Consider the following 242-nt stretch of genomic DNA (forward strand, 5'->3'; position numbering starts at 1 on the left):
GACGGCAGGACCCCTGACGAGGCGTATGGGACGAATTCGGTGACGAGATTGGCGGCCTGACGGAAACCAGAGCCGAGCTTATCCAGGCCGCCAAGCTGTCCGACCAATGGGGACCACCTCACAGTGCGGGCCTCGGCACGCCAGTTCTCGACCGCCGCCTCGGAGAACCACACGGTCAGGCTGCCCCGAGTGCGCAGGCCCGCGTCGTACTCCGCCCAGTTCGTCACCCGGTGGCGCTGCCG

Annotated in this window: 1 pseudogene; it reads right to left on the reverse strand. The window is 68.2% G+C overall.

Going from position 1 to position 242, the window contains the following annotated elements:
• A pseudogene (locus E2C05_RS34475) lies at nucleotides 1-242 on the reverse strand (hypothetical protein); the annotation flags it as partial.

Origin of the sequence: Paracraurococcus ruber (genome assembly GCF_004353985.1) — a bacterium.
In the GTDB taxonomy this organism is placed as follows: Bacteria; Pseudomonadota; Alphaproteobacteria; order Acetobacterales; family Acetobacteraceae; genus Paracraurococcus; species Paracraurococcus ruber.